Genomic DNA, 17,981 nt, shown 5'->3' on the forward strand with positions numbered 1-17,981 from the left:
ACGTCAACGAACGCCCTTCGGCCAGGACGCCTGCCTACTGTTCAAGGAGCCTCCAATGCCCTCCCTCGATAGCCTGAAAAGCCGGAAAACCCTGGCGATCCAAGACAAGACCTACCATTACTTCAGCTTGCCCGAAGCCGCCCGCACCCTGGGTGACCTGGACCGCCTGCCGATGTCGCTCAAGGTGCTGCTGGAAAACCTGCTGCGCTGGGAAGATGACAAGACCGTCAGCGGCGATGATTTCAAGGCACTGGCCGACTGGCTGAAAGAACGCCGCTCGGACCGCGAGATCCAGTACCGACCGGCCCGCGTCCTGATGCAGGACTTTACCGGCGTACCCGCCGTGGTCGACCTGGCCGCCATGCGCGCCGCCGTCGCCAAGGCCGGCGGCGACCCGCAGCGTATCAATCCGCTGTCGCCGGTGGACCTGGTGATCGACCATTCGGTGATGGTCGACCATTACGCTTCCGACGGCGCCTTCGAGCAGAACGTCGACATCGAGATGCAGCGCAACGGTGAACGGTATGCGTTCCTGCGCTGGGGCCAGAGCGCCTTCGACAATTTCAGCGTGGTGCCGCCGGGCACCGGCATCTGCCACCAGGTCAACCTGGAGTACCTGGGCCGCACCGTGTGGACCAAAGAAGAAGACGGCCACACCTATGCGTTCCCCGACACCCTGGTGGGCACCGACTCGCACACCACCATGATCAATGGCCTGGGCGTGCTGGGCTGGGGCGTGGGCGGCATCGAGGCCGAGGCCGCCATGCTCGGCCAGCCGGTGTCGATGCTGATTCCGGAGGTGATCGGCTTCAAGCTGACCGGCAAGCTCAAGGAAGGCATCACCGCCACCGACCTGGTGCTGACCGTCACCCAGATGCTGCGCAAGAAAGGCGTGGTCGGCAAGTTCGTCGAATTCTATGGCGACGGCCTGGCCGACCTGCCGTTGGCCGACCGCGCCACCATTGCCAACATGGCCCCGGAATACGGCGCCACCTGCGGCTTTTTCCCGGTCGATGACGTCACCCTGGACTACCTGCGCCTGTCGGGGCGCCCTGCCGCAACCGTCGAGTTGGTCGAGGCCTATTGCAAGGCCCAGGGCCTGTGGCGCCAGCCCGGCCAGGAACCTGCTTTCACCGACACCCTGGCGCTGGACATGGGCGAAGTGCAAGCCAGCCTCGCCGGCCCCAAGCGCCCGCAAGACCGCGTGCCACTGCCTGCGGTGGCGCAGGCCTTCGATGACTTCCTGGGCCTGCAACTCAAGCCGGCCAAGGTCGAGGAAGGCCGCCTGGAAAGCGAAGGCGGCGGTGGCGTGGCGGTCGGCAATGCCGAACAAGTGACCGATGGTATCGCTTATGAATACAACGGCCAGCGCTATCACTTGAACAACGGCGCGGTGGTCATCGCCGCCATCACCTCCTGCACCAACACCTCCAACCCCAGCGTGATGATGGCCGCCGGCCTGCTGGCCAAGAAGGCCGTCGAGAAAGGCCTGCAGCGCAAGCCGTGGGTCAAGAGTTCGCTGGCACCCGGCTCCAAGGTGGTGACCGACTACTACGCAGCCGCCGGCCTGACCCCGTACCTCGACCAGTTGGGCTTTGACCTGGTGGGCTATGGCTGCACCACCTGCATCGGCAACTCCGGCCCGCTGCTGGAGCCTATCGAGAAAGCCATCCAGCAATCGGACCTGACCGTGGCTTCGGTGTTGTCCGGCAACCGCAATTTCGAGGGCCGCGTGCATCCACTGGTCAAGACCAACTGGCTGGCCTCACCGCCGCTGGTGGTGGCCTACGCCCTGGCCGGCAACGTGCGCATCGACATCAGCCGCGAACCCTTGGGCCAGGGCAGCGACGGGCAACCGGTGTACCTGCGCGACATCTGGCCCAGCCAGCAGGAAATCGCCGAGGCCGTGCAAAAGGTCGACACCGCCATGTTCCACAAGGAATACGCCCAGGTGTTCGAAGGCGACGCGCAGTGGCAGGCGATCGAAGTGCCACAGGCGGCCACGTATGTGTGGCAGGCCGACTCCACTTACATCCAGCATCCGCCATTCTTCGAAGACATCGCCGGCCCCCTGCCGGTCGTCGAGGACGTGCGCGACGCGCGTATCCTGGCGCTGCTGGGCGACTCGGTGACCACCGACCACATCTCCCCGGCCGGCAATATCAAGACCGACAGCCCGGCAGGTCGCTACTTGCGTGAGCAAGGTGTCGAGCCCAGGGATTTCAACTCCTACGGTTCGCGGCGCGGCAACCACGAAGTGATGATGCGCGGCACCTTCGCCAATATCCGCATTCGCAACGAAATGCTCGGCGGCGAAGAAGGCGGCTACACCCTGCATGTGCCCACAGGCGAAAAGCTGCCAATCTTCGATGCTGCCATGCGCTACCAACAGGAAGGCACGCCACTGGTGATCGTGGCCGGGCAGGAATACGGCACCGGCTCCAGCCGCGACTGGGCGGCCAAGGGCACCAACCTGCTGGGAGTCAAGGCGGTGATTGCCGAGAGCTTCGAGCGCATCCACCGCTCCAACCTGGTGGGCATGGGCGTGCTGCCGTTGCAGTTCAAGGCGCCACACACGCGCAAGAGCCTGGGCCTGACCGGTCGCGAAACCCTGGCCATCAGCGGCCTGACCGAGGCCGAACTGCGCCCCGGCATGAACCTGCAACTGGACATCGCCTTCGAGGACGGCCGCCGGGAAACTCTCGAACTGCTGTGCCGCATCGACACCCTCAATGAGGTGGAGTACTTCAAGGCCGGCGGCATTCTGCATTACGTACTGCGTCAGCTGATCGCTGCCTGAGTCCAAGGGCTCGTTATCACCAAGTGGTAACGAGCCTTTTCCCAGCTGTTGACCCAACGCCGCGTGTGGCTAGAATCGCCCGCTTTTATTCGGGTGGTTCATATGATCGCATCGCGCTGGACGGCACTGATCCTGCTGGGCCTGGGTTACAGCCTGGCCCTGTCCCATGGTGGGCTTGAACCACCGGTCCTGGGCGTCCTGTTGATCCTGTGTCTCGCCGCGTTTGCGGTTCGATCCACGCACCCCGCTGCCCTGCGCGGCGCCGGGCATGCCGTGTTCATCGCCACCGGGCTGGGCCTGGCATTGCACTGGCTGCCCGGTTTCGACAATGCGCCGCTCATGGCCATGAACCGCTCCAGCCCGCAAGCGTTTCCCTTCACCACCTACTGGAACCTGGACAAGCCCTTGATCGGCTTCTGGATCCTGCTGGCCTGCCCGTGGATCTGGCAGCCGGTCGATGCGCGCCGCACGCTGAAAGTAGCCTTGTGGGCGGCGCTGGCAATCACCGGCCTGTGCCTGCTGCTGGCCTGCGTCACGGGCGTCACGACCTGGGCGCCCAAATGGCCACCCTATAGCCTTTTATGGTTGCTCAATAACCTGCTGCTGGTCTGCCTGACCGAAGAGCTGTTGTTTCGCGGCTACCTGCAAGGCGCCTTGCAGCGTGCACTGCAATCCTGCACCCGGCGCTGGCCAAGCGCAGTCGTTTTTACACGGCCTGGGTCGGCTGCTGCCCTGTTGCCCATTGTGGGGGTAGCGGTGCTGTTCGGCCTGACGCATGTCGGCGGCGGCTGGGCCTGGACAATACTGGCCATGCTGGCGGGCATCGGCTATGGCATTGCCTGGCGTTACGGAGGACTATGGGCGGCGGTGAGTGCGCACTTTTGCCTCAACCTTGTGCATTTCACGCTCTTCGCCTACCCGATGCTGGAACGGTGAATACTGACCCCTGGCAAGCATTTGCATGATCGACGCCTCAATTTTCTGCAGGGGGTGCCGATAACTCGCCAAAGCCTTATTGGATCGAAGGATCGAATACCCATGCGTAACAATCAGCCCATCACGCAGCGTGAGCGGACATTTGCAGCCCAACAACGGTTGATCTCCACCACCGATACCAAAGGCGTGATTACCTACTGCAACGACGCCTTCGAGCAGATCAGCGGCTTCAGCCAGCTGGAACTGCTCAAGTCTTCACACAATCTGGTGCGCCACCCCGACGTGCCGCCCGCGGTGTTCGAGCACATGTGGGCCACGCTCAAGACCGGCCAGCCCTGGATGGGGATCGTCAAGAACCGCTGCAAGAACGGCGACCACTACTGGGTCAATGCTTATGTGACGCCGATCCTGGAAAACGGCAAGGTGATCGGCTACGAATCGGTGCGCGTCAAGCCGACCGCCGAGCAGATCCGCCGCGCCCAGGCGTTGTATGCACGCCTCAACGCCGGCAAGTCCGCCGTACCGGGTCGTGACAAGTGGCTGCCGGTGCTGCAGGACTGGGTGCCCTTCATCCTGATCAGCCAGATCGGCTTCGTGATCGGCGTGCTGCTCAACTCCTGGTGGGGCTTTATCCTTGCCGCCGCCCTGTCGGTGCCGCTGGGCCTGATCGGCCTGGGCTGGCAGCAACGGGGCATTAAGCGCCTGCTGCGCCTGGCCGAACAGACCACTTCCGACCCGCTGATCGCGCAGATGTACACCGACAGCCGCGGCCCGCAGGCGCGTCTGGAAATGTCGATCCTCAGCCAGGATGCCCGTCTGAAAACCTGCCTGACCCGCTTGCAGGACACCGCCGAGCACCTGAACCTGCAGGCCGAGCAATCCAATGCCCTGGCCAACGCCAGCTCCGCGGGCCTGGAACGCCAGCGCGTCGAGACCGAACAGGTCGCCGCCGCCATCAACCAGATGGCCGCCACCACCCAGCAAGTGGCCAGCCATGTGCAAAGCACCGCCACTGCCACGCAGCAGGCCAATGACCTGACCCGGCGGGGCCGTGACATCGCCGGCGAAACCCGCGAGGCGATCCAGCGCCTGTCCACCGCCGTCGGCGAAACCGGCCTGACCGTGACCCAACTGGCCAGGGACAGCGACGAAATCGGTGGTGTGGTCGATGTGATCAAGGGCATTGCCGACCAGACCAACCTGCTGGCCCTCAACGCCGCCATCGAAGCGGCACGCGCCGGCGAAATGGGTCGCGGCTTTGCGGTGGTGGCCGACGAAGTGCGCCAGCTGGCCCAGCGCACCACCGAGTCCACCGGACAAATCCATGGCCTGATCGCCAAGCTGCAACAGACCGCCAACAACGCCGTGCAAACCATGAACAGCGGCCACCGCCAGGCCGAAGAAGGCGTGGCCCGCGTGCTGGAAGCCGACCAGGCATTGGTAGGCATCAGCGAGGCCGTGGCCAATATCACCGACATGGCCACCCAGATCGCCGCCGCCACCGAACAACAAAGCTCGGTGGCCGACGAGATCAGCCGCAACATCTCCAATATCGCCGACCTGGCCGACCAGACCTCCGACGGCGCCCAGCGCTCGGCCGTTCTCAGTGCCGAACTGACCCATACTGCGCATTCGCAGTATTCGTTGGTGGAACGGTTCAACCGGTAGGGTGCCTCTAAAAACGTAGGCGAGGCAGTCAGCGTAAGGCAAAAACAGGCGAAAAACGGTCGGAGTCGCGGCCGACTTTACGAGTTGTAAATGAGCATTTTGAGCCTGTTTTTAACGCAGCGATGGCAACGCAGGTAGTTTTTAGAGGTGCCCGGTAGGCTCTACGGTTGTAAAAGACCCCCTCAGGTGTACGCCTGGTGGGGTTTTTTATTGCGCAGGTTTAATGAATGGCCTTCAAGAATGCAGGCCGTTCCTACATCGCCATAAAAAAACAAACCCCGGTGCTTGCAGGACATTTCCCAAATGTTTTCAAAGAGGGTGCTGTTTCACTCAGGCGGGTTGACAGGTGACTGACGAGGCGATTAGTTCGAAATCAGGCCAGCGACACAGGGCCTGACTTCACACCTACTTAATTCGTAACTCAGGTCATGTTGATTTGAGATTTCATGAGAAAAAGATATGAGAACTGCCAGCAACCCTAACATTAAAGCCCCTGTCATACCCGCAGCAGAAGCAGACGGCCTAATCAAACTTTCTGATCTGACGCAAGATCTGGGCATGCACTTTTTTATGTGGGAAGGTCTGGAACCTTATGATGCTTATCAGCTTGCATTTAATGGCCTGGCCATAGGCCCCCTCACTCACTTTACTGATCCAGTACCGGGAGCCTTGATCAGTCTTACAATCCCTTTGGCACTCCTGCAATCAGAGGGCAATCATCGTATTGCCTATCGAGTAACCTCTTACCCAGGCGGCGATGTATTTGACTCGCCTGCAACAATTATCCGAATCGACCGCACCGCCCCAGGTGCCGCTCTTCTGGCGCCCCTCATCTTTCCACACACTCAAGACACACTCACCGCGCATATCCCAGGCTATGCCGGCATGGCCGCAGGCGATACGCTCCAGAGCTTTTGCAATGGCGTGCCTGGCCCTGTGCACATCATTAACAATGATGATCTGAGTACCCGGTTGATGCAAATCGACTTCAGCCGTGAGTTTTTGCGAAGCCTGGCCAGTGCCCAGATCGAATTTACCTATCACGTCACTGACCGTGCCGGCAACCAGTCGCGACTGGCCCAGCCTGTGAACTTGGCGATGTAAGAAAAAGCCTTTTATTCCGCTTACCAAGGTCTGTAGCAATTTCAGCACGAGCCGTGGTGAAACGGCAACAGATCCTGGTATCCGATAAAACGTACCGCCACTTCAGTCATGCGGGTCTTCAACGAGTCATGGCAGCCACTCTAACCGCATGGCTTTTCGTACAAAATCTAATGAACCGACGTTGAGCACGCGGGCAATTCCTACATTTCCATAAAAACAAATCCTGGCATCTGCAGGACATTTCCTAAAACTTGTTAAACAGGGTGCAATTTCACTCAACCGGGTTGACAGGTGACTGACAAGACGATTAGTTCGAAATCAGGCCAGACAAGCAGGGCCTAAATTCAAACCTACTCAATTAGCAAATTAAGTCATATGGATTTGATATCACATAAGGAGCAGCACATGAAACTCACTCATCACTTTTTCACCCCCCCTGTCATTCCTGTCGCAGAAGCAGACGGTCTTATCAAGCTATCGGATCTGAAAGATGATGTGATCGTGCAGTTTCCCGTATGGAAATATGCACAACCCACCGACGCTTATCAGCTTGTCTTCAACGGCTTATCGGTGGGAAAGCGAGCTGCACTTCCTCATCCTGTTCCTGAAGGCTTACTGACCCTAACTATTCCCTTGGCATTACTCGATGTCGAGGGCGTGCATACGGTAGCTTACAGTACGATCAGATTTCCTGGTGGGGTGCCTGAATACTCTCCTGCAACCACTATCCGAATCGACCGTACTGCCCCAGGCGCTGCGCTTCTGGCGCCTCTGATCTTTTCAAACACTCATGAACCCTTCAGCGCGCATATACCCGGTTATGCGGGCATGGCCGTGGGCGATACGCTGCAGACCATTTGCAACGGTTTATCAGGTCCCACCTACATTACCAGCAGCGACGATCTTAACACCCAGCTGATGAAAATCGACTTCAGCCGCGAATTTCTGCAAAGCCTGAACAGTGCCGAAATCGAACTCACCTATCACGTCACTGACCGCGCCGGCAATCAGTCCCGACTGGCCTGGCCTGTGAACCTGACGGTTTAATAACAGGCATTTCCAATGCACTTACTGACCACTTAAAAACCAAGAGAACAGTATATGAAAACCTTTGAACTCCCCTCACCGCTTGTCCCGGCAACCGCATTTCCTGACGGACTATTACCCGTCGCAGCATTGGATAAACCTTTGAAGGTAGACATTGTAATTTGGGAACACATGCAAACAGGCTACTTCGTTCAGTTGATATTGAATGGCCAGCTAGTAGATGAGCGGCGTGCCAAGACCGAGCAAGAACATCCCGGCGATGTCATGACCCTGGAGCTTGCGATTGAGCACCTTGAGCATGATGGCACCTACGCTTTTGGTTATCGGGCCACCAATGACAAAAGCCTGCAACATACGGACGCGCCGTCCGTGCAGATCAAAGTGGATCGAGCCGCTCCTGGCGCCACGCTGCTGGCACCCTTGATGTTCCTGGGCATCAATTTCGGCGACGTACTGACAGCCCAGGTGCCGGGCTATGCCGACATGGCCGAGGGTGACACGGTGCAGACGCTGTGCAATGGGACTCAAGGCCCTGCACACAGGGTCAGCCATGACGACCTGAATACCCGGCCGATGCAGATCGACTTCAGCCGAGAGTTTCTGCAAGGCCTGAACAGTGCCGAAATCGAATTCACCTATCACGTCACTGACCGTGCCGGTAATCAGTCGCGACTGGCCCGGCCTGCAAGGCTTACAGCGAAGTTCGAGAATATTCCTACACTCACTTGAATACAGCCTTATAGACTCCCGCACTCTTTTGAGTGCGGGACATTGCGTAAACTGCCTGTACGAATTCTCTGGTATTTCAGCAGCGTCAACCACAGAGGATTTTCCAATTTAAACTAAGCCTGCCTGCGACCCCGCAGGTGACACGCCTTAAATCCAGCGATTGACAGGAGCATTAGGCTTTTGACCGAAAAACACCTTTACACGGGCCTGCCTGCATTCAAGCCACCCGACGCTCAAGCCAGCACACTTAAAAGCATTGACTGACGTTTTTGCACGAACAATCACTTTAATGAAAAAGTCTTTGATAGTTACAAGGTGAGCCAACCATGGAAGAAACACCCCCGGCAGACGAGCCAACCAACAATCCAAAACCTGAAATAAAACCCGAAAACGAAAACGAAAACGAAGGTAAAGAAGAGGAAGAAGCGAAAGGTGAAGGTGAAGGTGAAGGTGAAGGTGAAGAAAAGCAGACATTTGAATATGAGGACGAGGACGAGGAAGAAGAAAAACCCGTCGACCTCTACCTTCAGCGCTATCTGGACGCCCCTCGCTCACTGCTGAATCTGCCGGAGATCTCTATCAGCCTCAAGCCACCACGTCTCGCTAACGCCAATCCCGAATCGGTCAGCCAGGCGCAGGTCCAGGCCGGCGTCACCGTATTGATTCCCGGCTCGCCGATGATGCGCCGCGAAGATGTCATCGTCATGCATTGGGGCGCTCACACGTGCTCGAACACCCTGTTTCATGACACGATCGCTCACCACGCCGTCTGGTCACCCTGTATTGACTACAGAGCCATCGGCCTTGAGCAGCACGGCCGGCTGGAAATGTACTATGAGGTCTGGCGTGCCGAAGAGCTGATCGGTACATCGCCCTTTGTGCAGGTGCTTGTCGAACCCCAAAAGACCCCCTAAAGGCATCTGTTAAACCCATAAAAAGCCCCCGGTGATCGCTCGCCGGGGGCTTTTTTCACTCAGTCACCTCAGAAAGCCAGGCGCAGCCCGACATTGGTCCCCCAAGGCTGCTTCACCTGCTTGCCATTCATGTAGTCGAAATCGGCATGCAGTTGCAGACGCTCGGACAGCGAGACCGACACGCCAGCCCCCACCTCAGCCCGCGTGCCGGACAGATCATTGTCAAAGCGGCTGTCATTGACCCTGACATCGTTGTGGCGCGAGAACTCCTGAGCCAGCGCCACGCGCACATAAGGCTGCAACACCCCGCCGTCCTTGAGCGCAATGTCGCGACCCACCGACGTACCCACCTTGCCCAGGATCGAACGCGTCTGGCTGTTGCTGGCTTGCAGGCCATTGTCCATCCGATAGCGCTCGCCCTTGAGGGTTACGGCGGCCAGTTGCGCATAAGGCTCGACAAACCAGTCGTCCGCCAGCTTGATATGCCGCCCCAGCTCTACCGAGCCACCAAAACCGGTGTTGTCATAGTCGCCCTTGGCCTTGGTGCTGTCGCTCATCGCCACTTTGGCCTTGTTGCGCAAGCGGTTGAGCTTGAGCACCGCATCCAGGTAATACCCCTGATCCGACAGCCAGGTGGCATAGGTGCCGACATAGACGCTGCCCACCTCACCACGGGTGCCAGCGCTCAGGTCCAGATCCGATTGGCTGTGACCGACCATGACCCCCAGCGACAGTTGCCCGTTGCTGACCGGCACCGGTGCATCCGCCCCCAGGCTGAAGCCCTGTTGCTTCTGCTTGTAATCGATGCCGTCGCCGGTGGTGGCCTGAAAGCGATTGCCATAGCTGCGCATCCAGCCGCCGCCCAGCCCTGTGGTGCGCACCTCGCCCATGCGGCTGCGCAAAGTCGAAAGTTCGCTCATCCAGATAGTCGGCCCGGCATTGAACAGCGCCAGCGCGCTGGCCGTCGAGGGGCTGATCGTGCGGTTTTCACCCACGATGAACCAGTCATTGCCTTGTTGCTCCAGCTGGTAGGAATAGGTGCCCAGGTCCACCCGGCCGCCGACCAGGTTGAATTGCGCATTTCCGCCTTCGGTGTGCACCAGCAGCAATGGTTCAAGTTCAGGCGAGATGACTTCCGTACCGGTATTGCGCATGCGCAGCCCGAACTGACCGTAGGCCTGCCCCTGTACATCAAGCAGGTCGCCATCGCCCTGGTCCAGGTCGATGCGCATGGCAAAGGTGCCGCTGCCGGTCAGGTGATCCAGCGATAAGGTCTTGAAGTCCCCGCCGCCAAAATCCACGGTTCCCCGGTCCAGGGTCAAAGACTTGATGGCATTGTCATCCACCATTGTCCAATGCCCCCCGGAATGGATGGAAAGCTCGTTGCCGTTGACGATATTGCCTGTCAGACGCGCCTGGTTCTGCAGCGTGACATTCAGGGTGCTGGTGTCATCGGCGACCAGGTGGCCGGTGAGAATGCTGTTGTCGACCCTGAACTGGGTCGTGGTATTGCTCAGACTCTCCAGCAGGTTGCCATTGCCCGTCAGCAGTGTTGACTGGTTCTGAATATCTATCTCGGCGCTATGCGTAAACCCATCTCGACCTTCAACCCTGATTGTTGCACCGCCCAAGGCTTCAAGACGAGAAGCATCGACAAGCAGATGGCTGTCAGCTTTCGCAGGATCAAAATCAGGCTGTGTAATATGCACGCTGTAGGTATCACCCAAAATATGACTGCCCGACCTGACTTCCACATTTGCGCCAATCACTCCCAGCCCCCAGCCCAACCAGTTGTCATCGTTATCTTTACGACCAATTGCTTTGACATTAACCAGTACTGCCGAACTTTTATCAGCCGCCAACCCTGCCCCAAGTCCTGCCAGCTCACTGTCTGAAATACTGGCTTTAGCGACATTAAGAATCGCCAACCCCACAATTCCATCATTTCGAACAAAAGACCTTGCTACCTGCAATTCACGCGCGCTCTCTACGCTTGCGCCTTTTAGAACGACCGTCCCCTCAGTCAGTAGGACAGTTGAATCAACCGCCACTAACCTAGTGATCGTCGCCTGACTGGCCAAAAAGCGAGAATTATTGTTTACCCGGTAGGAATAAGCTGGATCAGACGCACCAATTACAACTTCCTCATTATCGATAATCTTCTGTTCTTCTTTCTGCTGCGCCAATACGGGAATGCACACCAGGCCTGCCACAGCCCCTATACCCACTTGACACTTCCAACCCAAAAAACCAAAACCTTTACGCCCCAACATGCACTCACCTCCACGCTAACGAGCCCCTATTCTGCTCATCAGAAACCCCCTACAGACGGTCCTACAAAACAGAATTATGTAGTCCATTTCCTAAGAAACGCATGCAAATGTCCTACAGCAAAAAACCGTCTTACAGACCGACTGCTCAATCTTTAGTCAGCGCTTCAAAAAAATAGTTATTTTCACACCATCCCCATTGACATCGAAGGAGCAGTGCTATTACGTAATTAGCAGATGAGAGCCATTGCACTCCATCCTTCACAGGCGCTGTATTGCAACATCAAGCCTTTACTTAATGGACGCCTGAGCCCTATATTTTTTAAAACTATCATTCGGAAACACAATGAAAACACTACAAACCGAACGCATTGCTCGCAGCCCTCGAACCAACCAAGATAACAACTTGACCCTACCCACTGTCTCGGTTGCCGACCCTGGCGACGGCCTGATCAAGACCATTGATCTTGAGACTGATGTGGTTGTGGAGTTTGCACTCTGGGAAGGTGCACGACCAAAAGACAGTTATCAACTACGCCTCAACGGAAAATTAGTAGGCATTAAAGAGATTTTCGAAACTGTGCCTCCCGTAGGCACTATTCTGCAATTGCACATCCCCGTCGACAGCGAATTGAAAGAAGACGGGCCTTATACGCTAGATTATGAAGTCATCGGCTTTCCGGGTGGCATCCCCTCTCATTCTCCTTCCATGACTATCGTGGTTGATCGGACGCCTCCAGGCACCCATCAATTGGGTTACATGGATTTTCCGGAACAAGCCAAAGACGGCCTGACGGCTGAAGAACTGCGTGATATGGGCGATGTCCTGACGGGTCGTATTTTCGGCTACTCCGGCCTGAAAAAAGGCGACGTCATCAAGACTTATTGGGGCGGCGTAGCAGGCCCCGAGATTACGCTGACCGGTGAAGAAGATGAAAACCAGTCGATTGATGTTGTTTTCACCAAGGCCTTTCTGACCAGCCTGCCAAGTCCGGCAGGCGCCACCTATTACACGGTAACCGACCGGGCAGGCAATATTTCTGCTGACTCGGGAAAAGTGACCATTCCGCTGTTTCTGACCGAAATCACGCCTGACCTGCCTCCTCCGGTGATTGATAACTACGATGGCCTCATCGACCATGCCGACGCCCGTGCTGGTGTCGAGGTCAAGATTCCTGTCTCCGATCTGGTGACAGAAGGTGATCAGATTCTGCTGCATTGGGGGACCGAGTCTCTCGGGCCAGTACCCGTTGCACCAGAGGATCTGGAAGAACCTTTTATTCTTTTTTTCGATGTGCCGTACGCCACCATCGAAGCCGCCAGAGACGGCATTCGCTCACTCAAATACAACGTTATCAGAGGCGGCCAGGTCGTCGGTGTATCCATTGAGCTTGAAGTCAATGTCAACATTGAACTGCCTGTGCCCGGCATGCCGGACACACCAACTGTTCGAGGTGGCAGCAGCACACCGAGCAATGCCGACAACTTTATTGACGTCAATGACTTTGAATTGAACGCCACGATTCTGATCAATTGGAATCCCTCCTTTAAGGCCTCACACATCATTACCGTTTACTGGGGTGGCGCCGAAGTACTCGAACAACCCTACGTCATTACCAATACGGATGTGATTGCGGGCCGCCCTCTGCTTCTGACCGCGCTGAACACGCTGTTCAAACCGGTCGGCACTGGCAATGATATTCGGGTGTACTACACGGTGACGGCCACTGGCAATCCAAACACCTCCACCTCATTGGAGCAAGGCATTGTCGTTCAATCCAAAGATGAACTTCCGGGCGGCCCCGATGGTCCGGACGCACCGGAGTTCACAAACCTTAATGCGGGCGGAGCCATTGACCGTGAAAACGGTGCTCAAGGCACACCGATTTACATCAAACCGTATATCAACATCGAAGAAGGGCATGTCATTGTCTTCAACTATGAAGCGTATGACAGTCTCGTAGGCGGCACCAAGAAGTTTGAGTGGTCGCACACCTCGGCAAGCCTGACTCAAAATGAAGTCGACAACGGTTATAACCTGGTTGTGCCTCGCGACATTCTGGCACGGCATTGCTTTGGCCATATCGAAGCCAGCTTCCAGGTTCGAAGTGATAACGGTCAAGGAAACTCCAAGCGTGTCAATATTTTCATTGACATGCGTCATGGCGGCGTCTGCAACCTTTAACTTTCTAGAGAGGGGATAAGCGCTCCCCTCTTTCCCATCAAGGAACTCATAAAATGAATGCGTTGGTGCCTTCAACCCTACTGCCTGCCCCCCATATTCTCAGCCATTACTCCGAGGGTATCGGCGATGTTGACATAGCGGATCCGTCAAAACCTCTTGAAGTCCTGATTGGTCCTTTGCTTCTAAGCCAACGAGATCGTCTCGATCTTTACTGGGGCGACAATGAAGAAATTATTGACTCTTATACACACTCCCCGGACGCTCCGGACACCAACGGTATGTTTTCGCTCTATGTCGATACCCGCTGGCTGACGCCAGGCACGCCTGCCGTTCGGTATGTCTATACGCCTTTTCCGGGCGGCATTCCCGAACACTCCCCCAGCACCACCGTCACCGTCAAACTCTCCATCCCCGGTGGCCGTGACCCTGACCCGGGCACGCCTTATGAAAACGAAAACCTGGCGCTGCCCATCGTTAACCCTCCAGGCCTGATCACTTCTCCGGAGGGTGTCTCGGTCACGGTTCAGGCTTACGAGAATATGGTCGAAGGCGATGTGCTTTCGGTGTACTGGCATGGCATCAAAATCGAGGTGCCACCCTTGCGCGCCGAACAGGTCGGGCGCGCGGTGGTGGTTGATATCCCGAGGGAAACGGTGATCGAAGCCGGCGACTCGGAAAACATCGTGGTGCGTTATGACCTGCGCGATGTGGTCAACAACTGGTCGCGGTTTTCCTTCCCGACGTATGTCGAGGTCGAGGCCGGCAACTCCACCCTGCCGGCACCGATTGCACCGCAAGCGCCCAATATGGAGCTGGACCTGGACAAACTGGCCGGTGCCGATGTGCAGACCCTGGTGCTGTCGCATCGTGATATCGAGATCGGCGACACCATCAACTTCATTGCCGAACGCAATACAGCCGAGGGGATACCGCTGGCACCCTACACAGCGTCCAAGGCCGTCAGCATCCCGGGCAGTTTCATCGAGTTCCTGATTCCGAACGCGCAGTTTCAGCCCATCGCCCAGGGCCGCGCCCGCTTTAAATACACAGTCAGCAAGGCCTCGGGTGCGCAATTGCGTTCCAAAAGCCTGCCATTGAGCATTCTGGGCGAGGTTCAGCAACTGGCGTTGCCCATCGTGCCTGCAGCTGTGGACGGTTTGCTCGACCCGACCCAACGCAATGTCCAGGTGCAAATACCGCCTTACTACTTCATGGCCGACGGGCATGACGTCACCCTGGTGTGGATGGGCAAGACCGCCAGCGGCACCACTGTCACGCATGAGGAACTCAAGAACCTCAATCAGGATGATGTCGGCAAGACTCTCGCTTTCGTGGTCCCCGATGACAAGGTCGTTGCATTGGCCGGCGGGACACTGGAAGTGCATTACACAGTGACCACTCATGAGCGGGATTTCTTCAAGTCGCCGGTACTCAATCTGCTGGTGGATATCGACAGTAATAATCCCTTGCCAGCCCCGAACGTGGACAAGGTCGATGAAAACGGCGTACTGGACCCGGACGATGTAGTGCTTGAAGCCGTGGTGCGCGTGCTGCCTTACCCGGCCATGGCCGTGGGCGACAAGGTCACCGTGCGCTGGGATGGACGCACCGCCCAAGGCTCCTACAGCACCTATACTGTGATCAATGGCGGTACGGTCAACAAAGAGGTGATTTTCAGAGTCCCGAAAAACTTTGTAGTAGCCAATCTCAATGGCACGGTCGAGGTCTGGTACGACGTGCAACGCGAGGGTCGTACAGCGGTGTCTATCAAAAAGACCCTCACTGTCAGGTCAAAGGCCTTGCCGCCGCTCCCACCCCCCCGCATCAAGGAAGCCCAGGGCAACGTCCTCGACCCCGCCCAGGCCACCCGTGGCGCCACCGGCGTAGTCGACGCCAGTGCCCAGTTGCGCGCCGGCGATCGGGTCACCTTGCAGTGGGAAGGCCCCAAGGGCAGTGACCGTCAGGAAAAACTGATCACCGAGGCCGAGGCCGGCAAGGCGCTGGAACTGGTGTTCGCGTATGCCCTGGTGATTGCCAATGCCGGGCAGACGGTGGCGATCAGCTATACGGTCAACCGGGTCGACGGCCAGGTCCAGACCTCGGACACCTTGCAGTTACAGATTCGTCAGGGCCTGGACAGCCTGCCGGCCCCCGGCATGGACACCGTCGGTGCCGACGGGGTGCTGGTGCCTGCGCAGATCCCCGAGTCCGGCGCAACGGTCCGCGTACGCTACCCCGGCATGGGCCCGCAAGACCGAGTGGTGGTGAAATGGCGTGGCGCGTCGAACCACGACACGGTGGAACAAGTGGTGGGCAGCGCTGCCGAGTTGCTGTTCAACGTGCCCAAGGCCCTGATCGTGGCCAGCAGTGGCCAGTCTGCCACCGTGCTCTACACCGTGTCGCGCGCAGGCCGGCAGGTCGAGTCGGCGCCCTTGTGGTTGTCGGTGTATCAGGGGCTGATCCTGAATACCACGCCTGTGACCCTGAGCGGCAAGGTGTATCTGATCCCGGGTCACCCGGACCTGCTACCGACCCTGCCGGCCGGAACCACAGTGCAACGCATTGCTCAAGGAGGCCAGGCGCCTTACACCTATCGAGCCCTGGACACCCAGGTGGCCAGGGTCGATGGCAACGGGCTGGTCACGGTGCGCGGCAAAGGCACGACCCGTATCGAGGTCAGTGACAGCCGTGGCGAAACCCTGAGCTACGAGGTCAGCGTCACCGGTGTTATCCATTGCATAGGCCTGGGCAGCGGCAGCTTTACCGCGATGTCGAATGCGGCAGCCAGTCAGGGTGCACGCCTGTGCTCGCTCAACGAGCTGCGCGAGATCCATGCCGCCTATGGCAATCGCTGGCCGATGGGCAATGCCATCTACTGGTCCTCGACCGTGGCCACCCAGAACCTGGTCGGCTGGAAATGGTACGCGGTGAAAAACCTGGTCGTAGGTGTGGAGTCCAAGCTGCTGCACAACAAGGCCACCCTGGCTGTCGCGATCCGCTAGAAACAACAGGTTGACCCATGATTTCAGGGGCGCTGCCGTTGTGGCAGCGCCTTTCTCACCATCGCATCCAATCAAGATTTACGCCATGTCAGATCTCGTCCCCATCTCAGGCCAAGCGTTACCCACCCCACAGGCGGGTGATCATTTTCGGGCCTTCATCAATGGCCAGCCCCTGCAGGTCAGTTCCCTGACTGGACGGTTGATGCTGCGGCCCGAGCTTTCGCAGGTTGCCGACCACTGGATCTGGAAAATCATCGCCGAAGGCAAGGTCGGCCAACGGCGCACCAGTATCGGTCTGTTCTTTGATCGCGACCTTGCGCCGGGCACCTACCCGCTGGTGGGCGACTCACCGATCAGGGTGGTCTATAACGAGGCACCGCATTCGAAAAGCGTGATTTACCATTCAGCCCACTTGCAGAGCGGCAGCTTGACCTTGCTGGCGGTCGATCCTCGGCATGGGCGCGTGCAAGGCCGCTTCGACTTCGGCATTTCGGCGGTTGACTTCGAGGTCAACCGGGGTCGTTTTTCGGTGCAGTGCGAATCATGACGCTTCAAGGCTGCAAACAGTGGGCGATGCACTCAGCGGCCTGCGCCAGGCATTGCTCATGGCTCAGGCCGGAAGCCTTCAACGGTTTGAGATCATGGTCGGCGGTGGGCAGCCAGTGCAGTTCGATGCAGGGCGACAGCGTGTAGCCCTGCACCGTCTCTCGGTTGCCCAGCGCGTCACGCTCACCCTGCACGATCAATGTCCTGCACTGCAGCCCGGCCAGGTGCGCCACCCGGGGCTTTTCCGGTTTGCCGGCGGCATAGAATGGATACCCCAGGCACACCAGCGCATCGACCAAAATCTCATCAGCCAGCAAGCTGGCCATGCGTCCGCCCATCGACTTGCCACCGATGGCCAGCCGTCCCGGCACATGGGCGCGCACCAACGCATGCACCTGACGCCAGTGCTCAAGCAACTGGGCCTGCGGATTGGGCGGGCGCTTGCTGCCTCCGGTGCGCCGCTGCGCCATGTAGGGAAACTCGAAACGCAGCACGTTGATGCCCTGTTGCGCCAGCAGGTCGGCCATGGTGTTCATGAAGCCGCTGTCCATCGGCGCACCGGCGCCGTGTGCCAGGATCAGGGTCACGGGTGACTGCGCCTGCGGCGCGACGGCTGCCGTCCATAGCCAGCCGTTGGCGTGCGCCCATGCGGTGTGTTGGCTGTTACTCATGCCTGCCTCTTTATTGATGATGACTCGTCTGGCCTATCGCCTTGCCGATCGGCACAGCCTGACAGCAAGACAACGGCTCGCCCATCGTTCGCGCACAAAAAAGCCCGCA

12 protein-coding genes are annotated in these 17,981 nt (G+C 58.2%); 10 read left to right on the forward strand and 2 right to left on the reverse strand.

All coding sequences use genetic code 11. The features are described 5' to 3' along the window. Window positions 1-55 precede the first annotated feature (55 nt). From acnA to DGA31_RS29995, 7 genes are all read left to right on the forward strand, one after another. Complete coding sequence (gene acnA / locus DGA31_RS11890; protein ID WP_109512659.1) at window positions 56-2,800, forward strand: aconitate hydratase AcnA; 2,745 nt, start codon at window positions 56-58, stop codon at window positions 2,798-2,800. Window positions 2,801-2,902: 102 nt separating this feature from the next. Further along, on the forward strand, window positions 2,903-3,736 hold the full coding sequence (locus tag DGA31_RS11895; RefSeq protein ID WP_109512660.1) for a CPBP family intramembrane glutamic endopeptidase: 834 nt from the start codon (window positions 2,903-2,905) through the stop codon (window positions 3,734-3,736). 102 nt (window positions 3,737-3,838) lie between these two features. Beyond that, window positions 3,839-5,404 (forward strand): methyl-accepting chemotaxis protein, encoded by a 1,566-nt coding sequence (locus DGA31_RS11900; protein WP_109512661.1) that lies wholly within the window; start codon window positions 3,839-3,841, stop codon window positions 5,402-5,404. A gap of 459 nt (window positions 5,405-5,863) precedes the next feature. After that, window positions 5,864-6,508, forward strand: coding sequence for a hypothetical protein (locus DGA31_RS29600; RefSeq protein ID WP_152035023.1), 645 nt, complete (start codon window positions 5,864-5,866; stop codon window positions 6,506-6,508). A gap of 405 nt (window positions 6,509-6,913) precedes the next feature. After that, complete coding sequence (locus DGA31_RS29605; RefSeq protein ID WP_152035024.1) at window positions 6,914-7,555, forward strand: hypothetical protein; 642 nt, start codon at window positions 6,914-6,916, stop codon at window positions 7,553-7,555. A 54-nt stretch (window positions 7,556-7,609) separates the two neighbouring features. After that, on the forward strand, window positions 7,610-8,284 hold the full coding sequence (locus tag DGA31_RS11920; protein WP_152035025.1) for a hypothetical protein: 675 nt from the start codon (window positions 7,610-7,612) through the stop codon (window positions 8,282-8,284). Between the two features lie 326 nt (window positions 8,285-8,610). Continuing rightward, complete coding sequence (locus DGA31_RS29995; protein WP_109512665.1) at window positions 8,611-9,198, forward strand: hypothetical protein; 588 nt, start codon at window positions 8,611-8,613, stop codon at window positions 9,196-9,198. 68 nt (window positions 9,199-9,266) lie between these two features. Here DGA31_RS29995 and DGA31_RS11930 read toward each other — a convergent pair whose 3' ends face one another. Further along, complete coding sequence (locus DGA31_RS11930) at window positions 9,267-11,471, reverse strand: autotransporter outer membrane beta-barrel domain-containing protein (protein WP_109512666.1); 2,205 nt, start codon at window positions 11,469-11,471, stop codon at window positions 9,267-9,269. A 343-nt stretch (window positions 11,472-11,814) separates the two neighbouring features. Between DGA31_RS11930 and DGA31_RS11935 the strand changes: the two genes are divergently transcribed. The 3 genes from DGA31_RS11935 (at window position 11,815) to DGA31_RS11945 (ending at window position 17,202) form a co-directional block, all read left to right on the forward strand. Next, window positions 11,815-13,653 (forward strand): hypothetical protein, encoded by a 1,839-nt coding sequence (locus tag DGA31_RS11935; protein WP_109512667.1) that lies wholly within the window; start codon window positions 11,815-11,817, stop codon window positions 13,651-13,653. A 53-nt stretch (window positions 13,654-13,706) separates the two neighbouring features. After that, entirely contained in the window at window positions 13,707-16,655 is a 2,949-nt protein-coding gene (locus tag DGA31_RS11940) for an Ig-like domain-containing protein (protein WP_109512668.1), read from the forward strand. 85 nt (window positions 16,656-16,740) lie between these two features. Then, a complete protein-coding gene (locus DGA31_RS11945; RefSeq protein WP_109512669.1) occupies window positions 16,741-17,202 on the forward strand; it encodes a hypothetical protein in 462 nt (153 codons plus the stop codon). A gap of 4 nt (window positions 17,203-17,206) precedes the next feature. Here the strand turns inward: DGA31_RS11945 and DGA31_RS11950 are convergent, their stop codons facing one another. After that, the gene (locus DGA31_RS11950; RefSeq protein ID WP_109512670.1) at window positions 17,207-17,872 is read right to left on the reverse strand and encodes an alpha/beta family hydrolase; all 666 of its coding nucleotides are present in this window, start codon (window positions 17,870-17,872) and stop codon (window positions 17,207-17,209) included. Window positions 17,873-17,981 lie beyond the last annotated feature (109 nt).

It is taken from the genome of Pseudomonas ovata (genome assembly GCF_003131185.1).
GTDB classification, from domain to species: Bacteria; Pseudomonadota; Gammaproteobacteria; order Pseudomonadales; family Pseudomonadaceae; genus Aquipseudomonas; species Aquipseudomonas ovata.